This is a genomic window from Halobacteriovorax sp. RT-2-3 (assembly GCF_047085075.1).
GTDB lineage: Bacteria > Bdellovibrionota > Bacteriovoracia > Bacteriovoracales > Bacteriovoracaceae > Halobacteriovorax_A.
On record NZ_JBKIYF010000001.1, the window covers coordinates 1,111,721 to 1,128,697 of the forward strand.

The 16,977-nt window shown below is 37.3% G+C and carries 23 protein-coding genes; 9 read left to right on the top strand and 14 right to left on the bottom strand.

Annotated elements, in window-relative coordinates; all coding sequences use genetic code 11:
• The first annotated feature begins 22 nt into the window (after positions 1-22).
• Together ACMAYX_RS05175 and ACMAYX_RS05180 are read left to right on the top strand one after the other, a co-directional pair.
• Complete coding sequence (locus ACMAYX_RS05175) at positions 23-961, top strand: HD-GYP domain-containing protein (protein WP_412471646.1); 939 nt, start codon at positions 23-25, stop codon at positions 959-961.
• The gene (locus ACMAYX_RS05180; RefSeq protein ID WP_146037752.1) at positions 942-1,265 is read left to right on the top strand and encodes a hypothetical protein; all 324 of its coding nucleotides are present in this window, start codon (positions 942-944) and stop codon (positions 1,263-1,265) included. Before ACMAYX_RS05175 ends, ACMAYX_RS05180 begins: the two co-directional genes overlap by 20 nt.
• Here ACMAYX_RS05180 and ACMAYX_RS05185 read toward each other — a convergent pair.
• Positions 1,248-1,622, bottom strand: coding sequence for a hypothetical protein (locus tag ACMAYX_RS05185; RefSeq protein WP_103216579.1), 375 nt, complete (start codon positions 1,620-1,622; stop codon positions 1,248-1,250). The genes ACMAYX_RS05180 and ACMAYX_RS05185 overlap by 18 nt on opposite strands.
• Positions 1,623-1,624: 2 nt before the next feature.
• Positions 1,625-2,734, bottom strand: a complete 1,110-nt coding sequence (locus ACMAYX_RS05190; protein ID WP_392991130.1) for a ParA family protein — start codon at positions 2,732-2,734, stop codon at positions 1,625-1,627.
• A 104-nt stretch (positions 2,735-2,838) separates the two neighbouring features.
• Here ACMAYX_RS05190 and ACMAYX_RS05195 point away from each other — a divergent pair, with 104 nt between their 5' ends.
• Positions 2,839-3,375: a GNAT family N-acetyltransferase gene (locus ACMAYX_RS05195; protein WP_146037751.1), complete on the top strand. Its 537-nt coding sequence runs from the start codon at positions 2,839-2,841 to the stop codon at positions 3,373-3,375.
• Between the two features lie 4 nt (positions 3,376-3,379).
• Here the strand turns inward: ACMAYX_RS05195 and serS are convergent, their stop codons facing one another.
• Positions 3,380-4,660, bottom strand: coding sequence for a serine--tRNA ligase (serS, locus tag ACMAYX_RS05200; protein WP_392991126.1), 1,281 nt, complete (start codon positions 4,658-4,660; stop codon positions 3,380-3,382).
• Between the two features lie 91 nt (positions 4,661-4,751).
• On the opposite strand from serS, the gene ACMAYX_RS05205 reads away from it, so the two are divergent.
• Positions 4,752-4,958: a hypothetical protein gene (locus ACMAYX_RS05205; protein ID WP_103216575.1), complete on the top strand. Its 207-nt coding sequence runs from the start codon at positions 4,752-4,754 to the stop codon at positions 4,956-4,958.
• Here ACMAYX_RS05205 and lgt read toward each other — a convergent pair.
• Genes lgt through ACMAYX_RS05220 form a run of 3 tightly spaced genes read right to left on the bottom strand, consistent with a single transcriptional unit; the run spans position 4,915 to position 7,101 of the window.
• Positions 4,915-5,712 (bottom strand): prolipoprotein diacylglyceryl transferase, encoded by a 798-nt coding sequence (gene lgt / locus ACMAYX_RS05210; protein WP_412471647.1) that lies wholly within the window; start codon positions 5,710-5,712, stop codon positions 4,915-4,917. The genes ACMAYX_RS05205 and lgt overlap by 44 nt on opposite strands.
• A complete protein-coding gene (locus ACMAYX_RS05215) occupies positions 5,712-6,179 on the bottom strand; it encodes a DUF2489 domain-containing protein (RefSeq protein WP_103216573.1) in 468 nt (155 codons plus the stop codon). The genes lgt and ACMAYX_RS05215 overlap by 1 nt, the downstream gene beginning before the upstream one ends.
• Positions 6,180-6,201: 22 nt before the next feature.
• Positions 6,202-7,101, bottom strand: coding sequence for a radical SAM protein (locus ACMAYX_RS05220; RefSeq protein ID WP_103216572.1), 900 nt, complete (start codon positions 7,099-7,101; stop codon positions 6,202-6,204).
• Between ACMAYX_RS05220 and ACMAYX_RS05225 the strand changes: the two genes are divergently transcribed.
• Positions 7,050-7,436: a hypothetical protein gene (locus tag ACMAYX_RS05225; protein WP_103216571.1), complete on the top strand. Its 387-nt coding sequence runs from the start codon at positions 7,050-7,052 to the stop codon at positions 7,434-7,436. The two genes, ACMAYX_RS05220 and ACMAYX_RS05225, sit on opposite strands and share 52 nt — an antisense overlap.
• 3 nt (positions 7,437-7,439) lie before the next feature.
• Positions 7,440-8,264 carry an RluA family pseudouridine synthase gene (locus ACMAYX_RS05230; protein WP_103216570.1) on the top strand — a complete coding sequence of 275 codons (825 nt, stop codon included), beginning with the start codon at positions 7,440-7,442 and terminating at the stop codon, positions 8,262-8,264.
• Here ACMAYX_RS05230 and ACMAYX_RS05235 read toward each other — a convergent pair whose 3' ends face one another.
• The 3 genes from ACMAYX_RS05235 to ACMAYX_RS05245 form a co-directional block, all read right to left on the bottom strand.
• Positions 8,265-8,486, bottom strand: coding sequence for a hypothetical protein (locus tag ACMAYX_RS05235; RefSeq protein ID WP_103216569.1), 222 nt, complete (start codon positions 8,484-8,486; stop codon positions 8,265-8,267).
• A gap of 50 nt (positions 8,487-8,536) precedes the next feature.
• Positions 8,537-9,082: a YceI family protein gene (locus ACMAYX_RS05240; protein ID WP_103216568.1), complete on the bottom strand. Its 546-nt coding sequence runs from the start codon at positions 9,080-9,082 to the stop codon at positions 8,537-8,539.
• Between the two features lie 93 nt (positions 9,083-9,175).
• Positions 9,176-10,195, bottom strand: a complete 1,020-nt coding sequence (locus ACMAYX_RS05245; protein ID WP_412471648.1) for an ABC transporter ATP-binding protein — start codon at positions 10,193-10,195, stop codon at positions 9,176-9,178.
• A 124-nt stretch (positions 10,196-10,319) separates the two neighbouring features.
• Here ACMAYX_RS05245 and ACMAYX_RS05250 point away from each other — a divergent pair, with 124 nt between their 5' ends.
• Positions 10,320-10,799, top strand: coding sequence for a globin domain-containing protein (locus tag ACMAYX_RS05250; protein ID WP_103216566.1), 480 nt, complete (start codon positions 10,320-10,322; stop codon positions 10,797-10,799).
• Here the strand turns inward: ACMAYX_RS05250 and ACMAYX_RS05255 are convergent, their stop codons facing one another.
• Positions 10,800-11,210, bottom strand: a complete 411-nt coding sequence (locus tag ACMAYX_RS05255; protein WP_103216565.1) for a hypothetical protein — start codon at positions 11,208-11,210, stop codon at positions 10,800-10,802.
• Positions 11,211-11,274: 64 nt separating this feature from the next.
• Here ACMAYX_RS05255 and ACMAYX_RS05260 point away from each other — a divergent pair, with 64 nt between their 5' ends.
• On the top strand, positions 11,275-11,625 hold the full coding sequence (locus ACMAYX_RS05260; RefSeq protein ID WP_103216564.1) for a NirD/YgiW/YdeI family stress tolerance protein: 351 nt from the start codon (positions 11,275-11,277) through the stop codon (positions 11,623-11,625).
• A 15-nt stretch (positions 11,626-11,640) separates the two neighbouring features.
• Here ACMAYX_RS05260 and ACMAYX_RS05265 read toward each other — a convergent pair whose 3' ends face one another.
• Positions 11,641-11,937, bottom strand: a complete 297-nt coding sequence (locus ACMAYX_RS05265; RefSeq protein ID WP_103216563.1) for a hypothetical protein — start codon at positions 11,935-11,937, stop codon at positions 11,641-11,643.
• Between the two features lie 111 nt (positions 11,938-12,048).
• Here ACMAYX_RS05265 and ACMAYX_RS05270 point away from each other — a divergent pair, with 111 nt between their 5' ends.
• Entirely contained in the window at positions 12,049-12,942 is an 894-nt protein-coding gene (locus tag ACMAYX_RS05270) for a 1,4-dihydroxy-2-naphthoyl-CoA synthase (protein ID WP_103216562.1), read from the top strand.
• A 35-nt stretch (positions 12,943-12,977) separates the two neighbouring features.
• Here ACMAYX_RS05270 and ACMAYX_RS05275 read toward each other — a convergent pair whose 3' ends face one another.
• Genes ACMAYX_RS05275 through pepD form a run of 3 tightly spaced genes read right to left on the bottom strand, consistent with a single transcriptional unit; the run spans position 12,978 to position 16,944 of the window.
• Positions 12,978-15,125 carry a hypothetical protein gene (locus ACMAYX_RS05275; protein ID WP_103216561.1) on the bottom strand — a complete coding sequence of 716 codons (2,148 nt, stop codon included), beginning with the start codon at positions 15,123-15,125 and terminating at the stop codon, positions 12,978-12,980.
• A 35-nt stretch (positions 15,126-15,160) separates the two neighbouring features.
• The gene (locus ACMAYX_RS05280; RefSeq protein WP_103216560.1) at positions 15,161-15,514 is read right to left on the bottom strand and encodes a hypothetical protein; all 354 of its coding nucleotides are present in this window, start codon (positions 15,512-15,514) and stop codon (positions 15,161-15,163) included.
• Complete coding sequence (gene pepD, locus ACMAYX_RS05285; protein ID WP_103216559.1) at positions 15,514-16,944, bottom strand: beta-Ala-His dipeptidase; 1,431 nt, start codon at positions 16,942-16,944, stop codon at positions 15,514-15,516. Before pepD ends, ACMAYX_RS05280 begins: the two co-directional genes overlap by 1 nt.
• Positions 16,945-16,977: the final 33 nt, after the last annotated feature.

The following is a 16,977-nucleotide window of genomic DNA, read 5'->3' on the forward strand; positions in this document are numbered from 1 at the left end:
TAGTTTTAATGAAATAGGATTTATGAATTACTACCCTCTAAGAATCACAACGATTGAGCCAGAAAGCGTTATACCGTTTGATTTGTATATTTACTTCAAAGAGACTTATCTTAAATATCAAGATGCTGGTACGGCCATATCACAAGAGAAGCTTGAAAAGCTAAATAAACAACAAGTAGCAAAGTTCTATATTCTTGAAAATGAAGTTGATAAATATCAGCAATATATTAATGATCTTCTTGATTCAAAAGTTCAAGACTTTGATCTTCCTCTAGAAGAGAAAGTTGAAATTGTAGATGGTGCTTGTAAAACAGCGATTGAGCAGTCACTCAATGCACCAGAAAAAGAAGAAAATTACCAAATGACTGAGATAGCGGCAGCACAGCTTAAAAAAGTTCTCTCATCTGGCCCTGATGCTTTGAAGAAGTTCTTCGAAAAGAAAACAATCGATTCAAATTTAATTATCGAACACTCAATGAATGTTGCGACTCTTGCAACGAGACTTGCAATAAGAGTTGGTTGTAATGATAGTGACATCTCAAATATAGCCACAGCTAGCCTACTACACGATGTTGGTATCACGCGATTAAATAGCCAAGACCAAGAGCTATTTAAGAAACCAAAAGATGAACTCAGCGATGATGAAAAAAGAGTTTATGGCCTTCACGTAAAAGATGCAGTTAGTGCATTGAAAGACAAACCATGGGTAACAAAAGGTGTTCTTGATCTAATCGTAAACCACGAAGAAGTAAAAGATGGTTCAGGACCAAATAAACTTAAGACATTGAGTTTGCCGATCATGATTATCTCACTCGTAAATACATACGACAAAATGGTTACAGTAAGTAAAATGAATGCTCGAGACGCACTTACAGAACTTACAATGAATCAACTTAATCACTATGAGCATGATGTGATTAATAAATTTAAGGATGTCTTAATTGATGAAGGTATTGTCTAGTCTATTCGTTTTAGTTCTTCTTCTCTCATCTTGCGACACAAAAGTCGTCGATGAGAATACTTGTGATATTGAGTCGATGAAATGCTATCGCGGTTATCCTCAATCATGTGACTTTATAAAAAAATGTAGTGGAATAAAGCACAAATTTACAAAAGCAGTATGTTCTAATGCTTTCAATGAACTCTTTAGAGGAGCAAATTCTAAAGATGTAATAAAAAAATACTCCCCTAAGATTCTTCATTGTTTCAACGATAAAGAGTTTCACAACTTCAATATCGATATGAAGCTAAGACCTAAAGATTGAATCTCTAAGTCTTTTAAATAGTGATCGCTGAGTTTTGATACGAGTTCTCGACTTGAGCATATTTTTAGATGAATCTAAATTAACAAATTCTTTTTCACGATTTTCAATATACTGATTAATCTCTAACTCTTTTTGTGCACTTGTGAAATTCTGACGAAGCTCTTTTGCGTGCAATTCATTTTTAGCAGTTATTTCTCTAGCTCTTTTTACGGCCTGATTAGCAACAGAACTCTTTTGGGCCTGAAATTTTCCGTCCCAAGGCCTTTGCTGCTTCTCTAATACTTCCTCAACGGCCGAAACAACTTCAACTTTCTTGGCCTGCTTCTTAGCTGTAATATCATTTAAACCAATGGCCATAATTAAAACCTATTACTTAAATTTCCAAAGTTAGCTTGCCCAAGTCCACCAAAAACTCTTGCCTGATGGGCCGGAAGTTCCTCTTGCTCAGACTTTCTAGTGTGATAGTTCGAAATCGCATGATGAATTTGCTTAAATAGCTCGACTGTATCTTTTGCAATGGGCTTTCCTGCTGCATGTTCCGCAATTGAAAGATTAAGGGCCATTGCCTCTTCAGCAGATACAGACTCTTTAATACCAACAGTCGTACAGCCTGCAACATTCTGATAGTACCAATTTAGAATATCGTTACTAAGTTTCTTATTCGTAGAATACTTAGTTGGAACAAAAATTGATTCAAAATCGAGTCTCATTTCATCTTTAAATTCTTTTAAAAAGTGAGAGAAAACTCTGAAGTTTCTAAAATTATTAATTTTACATTCAAGTGGGGAAACAAGAGCATCACTTGCTACAAGAGCATTAGTTGTCAGCTTGTTCCAGTTTGGTGAACAGTCCATAATCACAAGATCAAAGTGTTCTTTTAAAGGATCGATAACTCTTTCCTTTAACCAAAATTCACGACGGTTAATATTATTAAGAGAGTCGTTTAAGGCAACAAGCTCAGGCGTCTCAGGAATAATAAAAAGATTTGGTAATCCAAGCTGAACAATGACTTCATCAAGAGTTGCCTCACCAGAGAAGTAATCACAAAGACCTTTTGTTTGATCTAATTTTTGAATTAATTCATCAAGGCTACCACTGTCATCAGACTCAGTGTCATAACCAAGTGACGTCGTCACATCTCCTTGAATATCAAGGCCTACGACACAAACGCGCTGTCCGTGAAGAGCAGCTGTGCGTGCAAGATTTAGTGCTAGAGTCGACTTAAGAACTCCACCTTTTGTTGTGAATACACAAACAGAAGTAGGCTTATCAAATTTTTTGAAATAACCAATTTGTTCACCAATTTGTGGAAGTAAATTAACCGGCCAACCTTTTCTAAAAATTGCTCCACTTCTATACTTGCGAGAAGCTGGAATTTGCCCCGAAGATTCAAGATCTTGAATATCAAATTTTAGATTTGGGTCACCATATATATCGGCCACTTTTTTAAGTGGGTAGAAATTATCCATTATTAAGTCTCCTCCATAAGTACTTTACTTATAATTTTACGCATTTAGTGGAGGCTGTGTCAAAAAAATCATACTCACAAATAAAGCTATGATACTATTTGGATGTGGAAGCTCTAGCTCTTGATCATATTTACGACTTTAAAGGACACAAGGCGCAGATTCGCGAGATTAGTCCATTTGACAAGAAAATGCTTCTTGAAGGTCTGCACGAGATGGAGCCCAAGTCTATCTATCATCGTTTCTTTGGTGCAAAGAAAGGTTTAACAGCAAAAGAGCTTATCAATTTAACTGAATTTGATAAGAGATTTCATTATGCCATTGGCGTGGCAACGATTACTTCCCCTGCTCATCCAATGGGGGTTGCCCGTTTTGATATTCACCGAGATAATTCAAAAGTTGCAGAATTTGCGATAACAATCATTGATAAGTATCAAGGACTTGGTATTGGAAAGGAGCTACTAGGTTTATTAATCTTAGAAGCAAAGTCTCGAGGGATTAAAATTCTTGAAGGTGAAATGTTAAATACGAATACGAAGATGATTGCCTTGGCCCAATCCATGACAAAGACGCATGGATGTGAGCTCAAGTTATCACGAAGTGAGCAGGGAGTTCAGACCATAAGCCTGATCCTTCCCTCTTAATCACCTACTGGCGGTTACGCCCTTTAAGAACTTCTTTTCCGCCCATATATGCTCTAAGTTTTTCAGGAACATAAACAGATCCATCTTCTTGTTGATGATTTTCAATAAATGGAACAAGAATTCTTGGCGTAGCAACCATTGTATTATTTAGCGTGAATACGTGCTTAACGTTTCCATCTGCATCTCTGTAGCGAGTATTTGTTCTTCTTGCTTGCCAGTCATGAAGTGCTGAACATGAGTGTGTCTCACGGTACTTTTCTTCACTTGGTACCCAACATTCAATATCGTACATACGGAATTTACCTGCACCCATATCACCCGTACAAACTTCAAGGATTTGATATGGAAGCTCAAGCGCCTTACAGAATTCTTCTGCTGCTTCAAGAAGTGACTTGTGCCATTTTTCAGACTCTGCTTCATCACCTTTACAGATTACGAATTGTTCTGTTTTTTGGAATTGGTGTACACGGATTAGGCCCTTTACATCCTTTCCATAACTTCCTGCTTCCCCTCTAAAACATGGAGAGAAACCTGCATATAAAATTGGAAGATCTGATTCACTTAGAATCTCACCACCGTGTAGACTATTTAATTGAACTTCAGCTGTTCCTGAAAGATAGATATCGTGCTCAGGAATATAGTAAGCATCTTCTCTTCCTGTCGGGAAGTGACCTGTACCATATAGTGCATCTTCTCTTGCCATCGATGGAGATGAAACAAGTGTAAATCCCTTTTCAGTTAGCATATCTAGAGCAAGACGGTGCATGGCCATCTCTAAAAGAACCATGTCATTTCTAAGAGAGTAAGAACGTGAACCACAAACTTTTGCGATATTTTTAAACTCTGCCCACTCATTCATTTCTAAAATTTCAACGTGGTGTCTTGGTGCAAATGAGAAATTTGGTTTATCACCTTCAACACGACTAACTACGTTTTCACTATCGTCTTTACCAACTGGTGCATCTTTTGATGGAACCATTGGAACAACGTACATCAGTGCCTTAAGTTTTTCTTCAAGATCACTAATTTCTGGATTCATTTCCTTAAGCTCGTTGGCAATTTCCTTACCTTCAGCAATAAGTTTTGGCCTGTCTTCGTTAGATGCCTGAGGGATTAATTTTGAGTGAGCATTTCTCTTCTCTTGTAAATCCTGCTGCTTTGTCTTTAATTCAGAGAGTTTCGAGTCAATTGTCAGTAGCTCATCTAGGTCTAGACCGATACGCTTATTTGCAATTACCTCTTTCATTAAATCAACATTTTCTCTGATAAATTTGATATCTAACACTATGCACTCCAGTTTATTTTTATAGTTGTTAGAATAACCTAAAACCACTAAAATTGACACTCTAAATTGCTTTAAAATCAGGGAGTTACTCATGGCATCATGTCGTTATTGTGGAAAGGAAATTACTTGGATGAAAGATGGGCGTAAAAACGTTCCAGTCGAAGGAGACGGTGCTGTCCACAAGTGTGAGAATATGATCAATGCCCGTAAGAGCTTCCGCAAAATCACTCCAACAGAGATCGATCCAGAACTACTTAAGCAGTATGAGAACGCGATAAATGAGAAGGCCAAAAAATAATAGCGGCCCCAATCAAAATCATTGCTAGACAATAGAATTGTCCCACAGAAAACAGGTTAAAGAAGAGCCCAATTTGTGGATCAGGAGTTCTAAAGAACTCAACAATGAAGCGACCAATTCCATAAATGATAAGAAAAAGGCCAGAGTTTAAAGCTGGTCTTTTTAAATTCTTTTTCAAAGTAAATAAAATGATAAATAGGACAAATCCCTCGAGGAAGGCTTCATAAAGCTGTGAAGGATGGCGAGGGCTTGAGTCGTAAAGTCTTGGAAAAATCACTGCCCAAGAAACATCTGTCACTCTCCCCGCAAGTTCTCCATTGATAAAATTTGCGATTCGCCCAAACATAATGGCCGGGCCTACACTTGTTAGGACAATATCTGTTAGGGCAAAGAATTTAAGTCCGTGCTTTTTAGCGTAATAATATGTCCAAAGAGCTCCACCAATAAGTGCACCATGAAAGCTCATGCCACCTTGCCAAAAATAGAAAACGCGCTTTAAGTCTTGTGCATAGTAATTAAAATTATAAAAGAAGATATAAAAGAGCTTTCCACCTGCAAGCATCATAAAGAAGCCAGTGAATAAATAATTTAGATAGTGATAAAAAGAGACACTTAGTCCCTCTCTTTTTATGAGGTATTTTCCTAAATAAAGTGTCCAGAAGTAGCCAAAGAAGTAGGCCAACCAATACCAAGCAATCTTAACTCCCAAAAAATCGATAGCAATTGGATTAAGATTGTGGACATAGTATTGCATTAATTAACCGTGAGATTTGTGATTAGCTTATTACACTCGTTAGTTAAATTATCCATGTGTTTGTCTTCAATTGCAAATCTCTCTTTATCTTGTGAGAAACGCTCTTGTTTTGATAGCTCTTTTCGAGATTGGTGAGTTGGGAAATGTTTAATTTCCTCATACATTGAAAAGATAATCGGATACTCTTCGTTTTCAACAAAGTCCACGCGGTCAATAAGCATTCTTAAACGAATACAGGCTTCACTTGCCTCACATTGTTTTTGAACAAAGGCACGAGCAATTGTAATAAGACTATCGCGCACGAATGCCTGGCGCTCTTTTTCCTTTGCTTCCATCTTGTCATGTTCAGCAATGCGCTTTCTCGTCTCTTCTTTAAGCTTAATATAGAAAAAGCCTACCCCCATTGAAAGGATAAATACTAAAACTGATAAAATGATAAATGCGATATTGTACTGTTCTTGAGTCATGGCCAATTTATACTGCTAAATCCTACATATGTGAAGGTTTTGGTGGATATGTTCCCTCTGGAGCTTCAACAAACCACTGCTTAACCTGCTGAATTATCGTGGACTGATCTTGAGGAAGACTCCCTCCAATTGGATACATATTTGAGACGTGATTAATTCTAAGTAAAATTTCTCGAGAGGCTTTTATCCCAGAGAGAATGTCGTGCATCTCCCCTAGTATCTCCTTAGTCGTAAGCATTTCAAAGCCTCGTTGTACCATTCGGTAATACGGAGTCCCCTCAACCGCCATTGTCGTAAGAAATGACAGGTAATCTGGTGAAATTTCAGAAAGAACTCTCGCCGTCTCGGCCACATGGGTCTCTGTATGTTTCTTCCCACCAAGCCCAAGCATGGCAATCACCGATAATTTCATCCCTGCATCCATGACTTTTTTTGATCCATCAATCATATCTTGGGCGCTATTGCCCTTAACCGTCATATGGAGAACCTTGTCACAACCAGACTCCATCCCAAGATAAGCGATTCCAAGCCCTGCTTCCTTTAGGTAACGAAGCTCATCTTCTGATTTATCCAGCATATTCTGAGCTGTTGCGTAGACACCGACGCGAATATCCCCAAACTCCTCGCCAATTGCCAAAAGACTTTTGTAGAGGTCTTCAGTTGGTGCCCCAAGCGCATCTCCATCACATAAAAATACTTTAGAGGGACGCATCTCAAATCGACGATAGTAAGCTGCCGCCTTTCTGATATCCTCGATTACCTCGACGCTGTTTCTCTCTTTATAAGTCTTAGATCGATACATATTGCAATATGTACATTTATTATTGGAGCAACCAATGGTTTGTTGTATAAGGAGAGAACGCCCTTCAGATGGAGGACGGAAAACAGGTTCGTGATATTTTATCGGGAAATCGTAAAACATGGCGCTACCTTAATCGATTTGGATTATTTATGAAAGAATATATCATTGAATCATATGCAGAGAAATACCTAGTTACTTCTAATATTGAACCTGAGTTCAATATTCTTTGTGATACGAAGTCGATTGCTCACCACCTGGCCCTATCTCTTAATTTAGGAACAATGGAGACTCCACTTCAAGGCCCTGAGCTTTTCACATTAATTGGAAATGTTCGCGGTATAAAAACATATAGCCTATCTCTTGTTTCACCAAACCTTAGAATTGATGAAGAGGCCGATATTAATGACTGTTGCCAGAGTGGATGCAGCGGTTGTCCTTACTTTAACGGATATTAATTTATGACTAAATTTAGCATTACGGCCAAGGCCAATACAGATACAACAGCAGCGGACCTACTTGCAGAAAAATGTGCGAAGTCAGGAATTGAGCTTTCAAAAATTAAGATCAAAAATCTTATGAAACAAGGTGCTTGTTGGACAAAGACTGCAAAGCCAGAACGTATTCGCAAGGCCAAGACAGAAATAAAGCGCGGCCAAACAATTAAATTATATGTCGATCCAAATATCGGTGAATTCGATATGAGTTCAGTTCAATGTATGCATGAAACTCACCACTATGGCGTTTACTTCAAACCTGCTGGACTTCTATGTCAGGGGACAAAGTATGGCGATGAATACACAATTCTTCGCGAAGTTCACAAGCGCACTGGTCGCGAACCTTTTCTCATTCACAGGCTAGATAAAGAAACAGCAGGCCTTATGATGATTGCATATACAAAGAAAGCTGCTCGAGCGTTTTCTGATCAAATTAAGAATCACAAAATTCAAAAGACGTATCAGGCCGAAGTCAAAGGGAAGCCAGAAAAAGTTAAGCGTCTTGAGAGTGTTATTGATGGAAAAGATGCTGTTCTAGAATATGAAGTGAAGAAATACCTCGATAAAACTGCTCTTGTAGAAGTTAATCTTATCACAGGCCGTAAACACCAGATTCGTATCCAATTTACTGAACTTGGTTTTCCAGTTATGGGAGATAATCGTTATGGTAAAGGTAATGGAAACGACACAGGTCTTGCCCTTATCGCTTCAAAATTAGTTTTTGATGATCCGTGGAGAAGTGGAAATTTAGTGACTGTTGAGCTTCCTGAAGAAAAGAGATTATTTTAATTACTTCTTTGTATTTTTAATACTATCTAACGAGATATTCTTAACTTTCAAGTTAAGCTCTTTCGCAATTGATTTTTTAACGAGTTCATTTTTATAGTCGACGATTGGATTCTTACTTCTTCTATTGATTGGAAATAAGTATTGGTCTTTTTCAAAAAATGCGATGTCGATTCTTCCGGCTTTCATACGCCAAAACTTAACATAGATTAAACTGACGTGCATCTATTACTTAGACTTATGCTACGTGTTCATTTTTAGAATGTAATATCAAGCTATTGAACATTGAATTCTAAATCAACTTTGTCGTGAATAACCTTATCTGCCACAGTGCCCAATAAAGATGATCGATATTTAATGCCAAATTTTGTTCGGTCAAAGCTAACTTTCCCCGTGGCCTTCTTGCCATCGTAGATCATATCGAATGTTAGTGGACGTGTAATTTTCTTAATCTTAAAGTCAGCAACGACTTTATATTTATTCTTTGCAATCTTTGTAATTGATTTTGTTTCCATCATCGCCGTTGGATATTTTTCGATCTCAAAGAAGTCACTTTGGCGAAGATGATTTTGTAGCTTATCCTTCCACTCACCTTCAAGATCACGCACATCGATTGTATTCATCTGCACAGTAAAAATTCCCTTAACAGGTTCTCCTTTATCATTGTGCTCAATCGTTCCTTTTTGAAATTTAACATGGCCCCAGTGCTTGCCACCAACTTTACTTGCATGCCATTTCAAAAAGCTTTTATCTGTATCGATCTCTTTAGCGAACGCAAGAATAGAAAGTAAAATACAAAAACCGATAATCAGCAACTTCATTCACTATCCTCCAAAAACATAACAACGTTAATAGTTGTAAGTATTCTAAGAGAAAACGAGATACGCTAATAACTAAGTTTTCTTAAAGTTTGGTTAAACCGGTAAAAGAAAGGCATTCTCAAGATCAATAGCTAGTTTAACTTGTGAGCCAATGCTCACTTTAGAAGAGTCGGCCAATTGGAATCTTAGAATTTTTGCATTCATTGTCGCAACTTCAACAAAGTCATACTCTCCGTGCCTAATTATCGACTTAACTCGTCCTTTTAGTTGTCCCTCACCTTCAACAAGCTTTAGGTATTTTGGACGAAAGGCCAGATAAACAAATTGATTATTTGTTTTGAGATTATCAGTTACTTCAAATTGCCCGAAGTCGTTTTTGACGACTACGCGATCACCTTTTCTTTCAACGATTGGCCCTGCAACGAGATTAATCATTCCCCCGAAGCGAGCAGCATCAATTGAGAGTGGCCTGTCATAAAAGTCTTGAGGCCTTTGATATGTTTGAAGTTTTGCTCCACTAAGATAAATAATTCGATCACTTAATGAATAAGCTTCTTTCAAGTTGTGAGTGACAAAAAGTAATGAGATTTCATTTTCTTTGAAAATTTCAAAAATTTCATGGCACAAGGTAGCCTTTAGAAATTCATCAATATTAGAAAATGGTTCATCTAATAAAAGAACGTCTGGTGCGACAACCATTGATCTCGCAAAAAGAAGTCTTTGCAATTGTCCCGCCGAAAGTTGATCGAGCTTCTTATGATCTTTATATTCAAGGCCAAAGATTTCAATCATATCACGTACGCGATTCGTATCAGCACTTGGCTCATGGGCCAGTAAATGACTTTCAATATTTTCAAAAACCGTTAGGTCCCAGTTAAGATTATCAACACCTGAAACCATCTCAATTTTTAAGTTCTCGGCCTTCTCAACTTCTCCACTTAAGGGAGTTAGCTTTCCCGTAAGAATATTAAATAAAGTCGTCTTGCCTGTTCCAGAAGGACCAAGAAGTGTTAAAACCTCACCCTTATGGAGATCGAAAGAGATCTTATCAAACTGACAAATTGATTTTTGATCAAAATTATAAGTTAAATTATTTACCGCTAATACTTTCATTAACCCTAGACTCTCCCAATGAAGACAATCTGTAAATACAGGGTTTAAGCAGAATTTAAGAAATCTTTGTTCAAAAGAAAAAATGTTGCCTACGACAAGTAAATTAAACCCCTAAGGAGTCTTTATGAATTTTGACAAGGATCTGATTATTGAATCATTTGCGAGAATTGAGCCCAATTTAAAAAATTTCACAAATGCTTTCTTTGATAATGTCGTTATTCTCGAACCAGGTATGCAGAAAGTATTTGCTCATGCTGATCGAGAGCAACTAAAGGCATCCTTTATTAGGGCCCTAAGTATAACAATAAATAATTTAAAGAACCCGGAATACCTGAAATACTACCTGCAGGGACTTGGCGGAAACCAGATTAAATACGAAGTTTCAGAGACTTATTTTCCAATATTTGAAGAAGCCTTCATTCAAACATTAATGCTTTTTCATATGAATTCTTGGACTCCTAAACTAGAGACAGCATGGCGCGATTGTTTCTACTATATAGCAGAGTATATTTCTGACGGCATGGTGGATGCGACCCTGCGTAGAGAGTTTGAAGAATTTTTAGAGAAGAAAGAACATGTCGACTCTTTTAAAAAGGCAGCCTAACTACTTTCTAAAAAGTGTTGATTTGATTGTTAAATAATCACTACCTTCTTGCCAAGTTTCACTTACTTCAACTTCATCTTCTGCAACGAAGTAGAAACGTAAAGTAAAGCCGTCTTCTTTTGAATAAATTGTAAGCTCGTCATTGTTAATGAAGCCAGAAACCTCTCCTTTGTAATAAAGAAGCGGCCCTCTTACCTCAAAGACAGAATAGGGATATTCAGCACTAAGGCCATTACAATTATATCCACCCTCTTGTATTTTAAATTTCGAAGCATCGTAAAAAAGCTTAAAATAGATTTGAGAACATTTTTGAGTTGATTTTGGAGTTTTTGCAACACCTTCACCAATCCATTTCCCACCAATACTAGCAAATGATAATTGAGTAAATAAAAAGAGAGTGATTAATTTCATGAGTTAATTATCTCTAGCTCTTGCCCTATAGTCAAAGGCCAACGACTTAAATATAATAATTGCTATGAATAAATTATTCCTTACCACGCTAATTTTTATTTTAACTTCTTGTGGCAGTTCAAAAACATTTTTGGGCCAAAAACAAGGAAGTGTATACTCTTCGACAATATTAAAGAGAAACCCTAGTGATGGTGCAGAAGTTGCTTTAAAAGCACGAATTCATAAGAAGCTCAAAAATAACTACTACCTCGTTCAAGACCAAGAGGGCATGATTCTCGTGAGAATTCCTGAGAAGTTATTTGGCCTAGATACTGACTATAATTATCAAACCCTCTTTCTACTGAAGGGTGAAACAGATAACGAATCAAAGCACTTCTATGTTGAAATAGAAGAGCTTGAAGTCATTAAGCCTTAGTCAGCTATTTGCCTACTAATCCTCTGAGCGACAAATATCATCTCCGTAGCGACGACATTCACCATCTGAAGCACGAGAGTCGCAATAAGGAGTACAGGCCGCATTGATTCCACAGAAATCTTCTTTATACCTACGACATTCGCCATCAGAAGTTCTTGAAGCACAATGGGCAACGCATCGCCACTGACGATCCTGAGGTGGCCTGCCATCTTCAGTACAATAATAACGAGTACCATCCACAACGACAGTTACATCTGCACTCACATTGGAGGCTAAAAAGAATAGAAATGTAATAAGAATGAGATTTTTCATCCATCCATTAACTCACAACCCTGACATTTTGTTTAGACTGGCCGCACATAAAGTTATGAATGACACTTTAGCTCAGGCATTTTATATTGAGCGAAACAATAAGGAGATCACATGGTTTCAGATATTTTTGACCCAAGTGCTTGGAAAGAAGTTGAAGGCTTCGATTTCAAGGACATTACATACCACCGCGCTGTAGATCAAGGGACAGTTAGGATTGCATTCAATCGTCCAGAGTGTCGCAACGCATTTAGGCCTCAAACTGTTGATGAGCTTTACCGCGCCTTAGATCACGCAAGAATGTGGAGTGATGTTGGTGTTGTTCTTATTACAGGAAACGGACCATCACCAAAAGATGGTGGTTGGGCATTCTGCTCAGGTGGCGATCAAAGAATTCGTGGAAAAGACGGATATAAATATGTTGATGGTGACGGAACTCCAGACCCAGCAAAACTTGGAAGACTTCACATCCTTGAGGTGCAAAGACTAATTCGTTTTATGCCAAAAGTAGTTGTTGCAGTAGTTCCTGGTTGGGCAGTTGGTGGTGGACATTCACTTCACGTAGTTTGTGACATGACGATCGCTTCAAAAGAGCATGCAATCTTTAAACAAACGGATCCAGACGTTGCTTCATTTGACTCTGGTTACGGTTCAGCATATCTTGCTCGTCAATGTGGACAAAAACGTGCACGTGAAATCTTCTTCTGTGGTTTCAACTATAGCGCCGAAGAAGCATTTCAAATGGGTATGGTAAATAAAGTTGTTCCTCATGCAGACCTTGAGAAGGTTGCGCTTGAGTGGGCCAAAGAGATGAATTCAAAGTCACCAACAGCAATGCGTATGCTTAAATTTGGATTCAATCTTCTTGATGATGGTTTAGTTGGTCAACAGCTTTTTGCTGGTGAAGCAACTCGCCTAGCTTACGGAACTGCTGAAGCACAAGAAGGCCGTGATGCTTTCGTTGAAAAGCGTGAAAAAGACTTCTCACAATTTCCTTGGCATTACTAAAATAAAACGGGGGCCTCCATGCCCCCTCGTTCTCTCTACTTCCATGAGAAAATTGTTGATAAATATTCTTTTGTTGCATTTTGACCTCGATCAATTATTGTCACCCCTATTTGATAGAAACCTTCAAGATCATATTTTCTTTTAAAAAAATTCTCGCTGAAATGACTTGATACAGTAAATTCATCGATCGTTTTACGGTCCAATATTTCGGATTCATTTTCACCAGAGAGGATCACTTGATAAAGAGTGTACTTATAAAATAGTTTATCAGCACTCACACAATTATCATCGGCATCTTTAAAGTGGAATTTTGGTAATTGTTTTCTAAATAATGGTGAATAATCAATTCGAGCAACTTCTTTTTCATCAGGAGGGGTAAAATCAAAACGTATAGGATTTGTCTCGATAATGACTGATTTTCGATTCCTCTTATCAACTGATTGAAAGTATACTTGAACCTCTTCACACTCTTTATAACCTAATCTAATTAAATCATGGCCATCAAGAAGTAGTTGATTTGTATTTTGCGGGAGTTTCTTCCATTCAACTTGTAGATAACTTTCTTTAGAGTAGTATCCGTAGTAAATCTCATTTACCTCTGATTTGTATTGATGATTCCAATAAAACCTTAACGGAGCCACCTTTGAGCCCCAGTTAGGAACCGGAGATTCATGAATAAAGCGATATGGAAATGCGACGGAGTAACTATAGTTAACATCAATCACCTGCTTTGCACCTTGATAACTTTCAAAGAGATTTACTTCATAAATTTCATATTGATTTCTAGAAAGCATATGAGAACTAGAGTTGATCATCGAGTAATGTCCATTAAGACAATTTACCTGTTCAACATTTTCATTGCTCACATCAAGTAAGCGAACATAGCTCCCTTGAGAACAGTCGCCTTCGATTAGATGATCCATCGAAAAGATATCAATTCCCTTAGGGGCAAGTCTAATATCATCTGAAGGAATATAATCAAATGAAGTTGAAAAATTATTTGTTTTATAATCAATATAGAAGTCATGGCATTCTGCAAAGATGGTTGTCTCCCCCTCAAGATCATATTCTTCAGGATAAACAATAAATGCGCCATCATCTTGTCTTAGAGGGATGTTATGGCCATTAAGAATAATATTCTCTGATTTTTTTGTGTATAACCTTACATGACCATTGAGATAAGAGCGACCACAGGTCCCACTGATAATATGACGACCTCTTGCCCCTTCATCGTACTTTCCTTTAGGAGCAATAAAGTGAGGTGAAGTTTCGGCTTGCTTAAAATAATAAAACAACATTCTAAGATTTGATCGAAAGTCCCCATTTAACCCTTCGATAGGAACCTGGTAAAGCATTTGTCCAGACTTCTTTCGTGCCAAAATATCAAGTTTATAACTGAAGTTTCCATTGAGACAGTCAATAATATTCCCATCAACACTAACGCGATCAAAACCTTTACAAGTACCGATGATATCGAGGTTATCATCAAAGACACCGACGATAGTCTCACTTAGAAAAATTGAATGATCATCATTTCTAAATTTAATTGGCCTAACAGTAAAATCAGAACTGTTACCATATTCATCAACTTGATTAATATAAAGATAAGTCTCAATACTTTCGGCATTGATTTTTGAAAAATAGATTGGCGCAAGAAATATACCGTTAGAACAACCTGCAGTTTTCACAAAGTCTGCAATATAGCTACCTCTTATAAAGACTGTTCCTTTTTTCTTACATCGACCAGAAACGTAAATAGTACGCCCGTAGTAATATCCGGCCATCGGCGTATCAACGACAACTTTTCCAGGCTTCTTTGTCACCACATTAGGAATTGAAATGGTAATTGAATAACCATCTTGAGTAATAAAAACGTCCTGGCGACCTTCGATATTATCTTGAAAGAATAAAACCTTGCGATACTTGTCATCAAAGCATTGAGAAGTGTATGCCTGATCTCTTGCCAAGTTATTTGAAAAAAAAGATATCAAAAGATTATTTGTACATTCCCCTTCAATAACAACTCTTTGTCCATTTAATCTTCTAGAGACTAAATGTGCTGTAAGGGATCCTTTTACAAGTTGCTGAGTAGTGTTGACAGAACTAATCGTACGACTACGTTCTTGGCAGCCTTCAAGAAGAAAGATGAGAATAAGAATGGTGTAAATATACTTATATTCCACACCATTCTTATCGAGATTACGTCATTTTATCGAACTTAAAATTGATTAAAAATTGCCGTTAAAATTAATACGATAATTAAGTTACCAAAGAAAATTATATCTCTGAGGCTTATCGTTAAATTCAAGGCCTTAACAATCTCACTTTTTGAAGGAGATTTACCATTCTTTAACTGAAGTTGTTTAAATAGCTTTGATTCGATTTTCTTTTTAAAGTGCTGATCTTTAAAAAAAGCGATCCTGAGTCCAATTATAAGACAAACAAAGTATAACCACAGATTAGAAATCCCTAAATCTTTAGCAAAAATGTAAGTAATAATCATTGGTATTTGAACTACGATCAAATAAACAAAGAGAGTTAGAATATTATTTTGTATGCCAATAGTGAGCATTACATTAGCCTTTTAACGACTTCTAAAAATAAAAGCCAAGTCTTTTCAACTGAAGCAATTGAAACTTGCTCATCAGGAGAATGGGCACCAGTAATCGTCGGGCCAAAGCTAATGATGTCTACATCTGGCATCGCTTTAGAAAGGATTCCACATTCAAGGCCTGCGTGAATAGATGAAATCTTAGGAGCTTTACCTCTTAAGTCTTTAAAGACCTCTCCTGTAATTGAAAGAATCTTAGATTCTGGATTTGGTTTCCATCCAGGATATGCTCCTTCAAGAATGGCCTTCCCATCGAGATCTTTTTGAGCTGAAATCATTTCTTGAGCAAAGTTATCTCTCGCCTCTTCACTCGCACTACGAATGAGATTTGCCATATTAAACTTTCCAGCTTCAAGAGTGATAACACCTAAGTTTGTCGATGTCTCCACGACACCTTCAAAGTGTTGATCCCAAGCTTTTACACCGTGTTGACAATTACTAATTGCAGATAGGACTAGCTTAGAGTCCTCAATTGAAAGAGCATTTGCTTCTTCATTTAAAGTGGCCAATTCAAATTTTAGGCCACCTTCTGCATGTTGATTTTTCTCCCAAAGTGATTCAAAGTTTTCACGAATCTTTGGAAGGTTCACTTCGCTTGTATAGAAATCAACAAAAGCTTCTCTTGCAATAGCATTTCTTAAAGAGCCGCCCTTTATTGATACAAGTTGGATATCATCAACGCCTGCAAAAACATTTGGGATTAACTTATTTGCATTAAGACGGCCACGGTGAATATCAATTCCAGAGTGTCCACCTTTTAAACCTTTAATTGCAATTCTTTGACGTACGCCTTTAGCAGCTATTTGATTAAATTCTTTTTCAAAAATTAAATCAACACCACCGGCACATCCAATAATTAGCTCATCTTCTTCTTCGGTATCAAGATTAAGCATAATCTTACCTTCGAAGTGATCACCCTTTAGCCCAATTGCTCCATGCATTCCTGCTTCTTCACAAGCTGTAAAAACACATTCTAATGGAGGGTGTGCAATATCTTTACTTTCAAGAAGTCCCATCGCAAAGGCACAACCAATACCATTATCCGCACCTAGAGTTGTTCCATTTGCACGTACCCAATCACCATCGATAATCGTCGTGATAGGATCTATTTTGAAATCATGTGAGTTACCTTCATTTTTTTGAGCAACCATATCAAGATGGCCTTGAAGGATAATAGGAGCCGAGTTCTCCCCCCCTAGCTGACCAGGCTTTTTGATAATGACATTGTTTACTTCGTCACGATATGTTTCTAAACCTAAACTCTTTCCAAATAGAAGTAATAAAGTTTGTACTGCCTCTTCGTGGTAGCTAGGCCTAGGAGTATCTAGTAATTTTTGAAAATTTGACCAAACATATTTTGGACTTAATTGATCGACACGTGATTGATTCATAAAATAACCTACTTGTTATGTTTATAAACAATC